The sequence below is a fragment of the Flavobacterium sp. W22_SRS_FP1 genome (genome assembly GCF_052113685.1).
Taxonomy (GTDB): domain Bacteria; phylum Bacteroidota; class Bacteroidia; order Flavobacteriales; family Flavobacteriaceae; genus Flavobacterium.
Genome location: NZ_JBGQOE010000065.1, coordinates 1 through 1,476, shown reverse-complemented (window position 1 = coordinate 1,476; position 1,476 = coordinate 1). Strand labels below are relative to the sequence as shown.

Below are 1,476 nucleotides of genomic sequence, written 5' to 3'. Positions count from 1 at the left end.
GTTTTGCTTTCTCTTTTCTTTTAATATAAACCCGGTTTCCCGTGCATCACTTACTCAATATCTATATGAACTTGCTTGTTATTGCGGGTGCAAAACTACCACCTTTATTGCATTATTCAAGCTTTTTATTACCCTTTTTTTCTCTTTTTCTTAACTTTGAGTTTAAATTACTGAAAACCCGACTCTTGAGAATGAAAGTTTTTCACATCGCATTGACTTATACCTGCCGAAAAGGCTCAATGTCCCCACTAGACCGAACCTTATCTGGCTCCTAAGGCAGGGCTCTGGGAAACTTACACTCCCTTTCACCTCCAGTCGTACCCCATAAACCCTTCCTAAAAAAACAAAATAATCATATAGCAACTGGACAAGGAACTGTTAACACTCATTTAAAGCCCAACAAACAAACAAAAAAACAAAAAAAAAAAAAAAAACAAAACAGCGAGCAGCGGCTTTTTAAAAATAAAAAAGCCCTTCCAATTCTAAATAACCTATTCCGTTTAACGCCCAGTCCGCGCTCAATTGCCGTAAGGAAAGAACAATCACATGGCACTTATCCAAAAAAATATTCTTTTCGGGAATGAAAAATTCAATAAAGCAATCCCCTTTGAACAGTATCCATGCCTTTTAAACTCCAGGGAGAAACATTCTCACCCGTGAAATATCTTTTTTCTTTAGTGTATGCCGGGAAAACCGCATCCTTTCTCAGAATAATCCAGTAATAACCATAAGCTTGTTTGTAATGTAAAGACAATAGAGGTCACAAATTCCGCAGTCGAACAGGAATTTGCTCCGAGTGCCTATTTTATTTGACCCAGAATTAATATACTCAAAATGGATTTCTTCAAAACAGGTCCTTTCTAAAAGTAAAACAATTTCTCCTATTTACACAAATACTTAATTTCGCTTTCCCACAGCTACATCTAATCTTGTTCATCCCACTTACTAATCATCCCGTTTTATAGCCTAGTCAACTTAAAGACCTGCGTACGTTCTTTGAAGGTCATAATAAAACATTAAGATCTCAATTCAATACTATTCGAGATGTAGAATCCTTCCATTTTAGACCAAATAGCGTTTATGATCGATTTTTATCGCTCCAAAGGTTTTGAACTTGATTCCTTTAAATCTAATGATCCATAACGAATCAATAGCAAACAACAATTAAGCTATTTCCATAATAGAAGTATCAATGCTTTCTCTGAATCTTTCAACGCTAAAATAAAAGCTTTTAGATCGCAATTTAGAGGTGTTCGAAATGTAGAATTCTTTCTTTTTAGGCTAACTAATATTTATGCTTAAATTTCGCTACTCCACAGGTTTTGGACTTGATCCGTTTTTAGACTAAATAATATTTATGCTTAAATTTTGTCGCTCCACAGGTTTTAGGATTGATCCCGGATCAAGTCTAAATGTTGTGGGGAAATATAAAAATAGAGATATTTGTATTTCAAAATTATATAGAAATGCAAGATT

General features: G+C 34.5%; 1 protein-coding gene. It reads left to right on the top strand.

Annotated features, from left to right (window positions below; genetic code table 11):
- Positions 1–1,146 precede the first annotated feature (1,146 nt).
- A complete protein-coding gene (locus tag ACEN2H_RS15585; protein WP_441733976.1) occupies positions 1,147–1,302 on the top strand; it encodes a transposase in 156 nt (51 codons plus the stop codon).
- Positions 1,303–1,476: the final 174 nt, after the last annotated feature.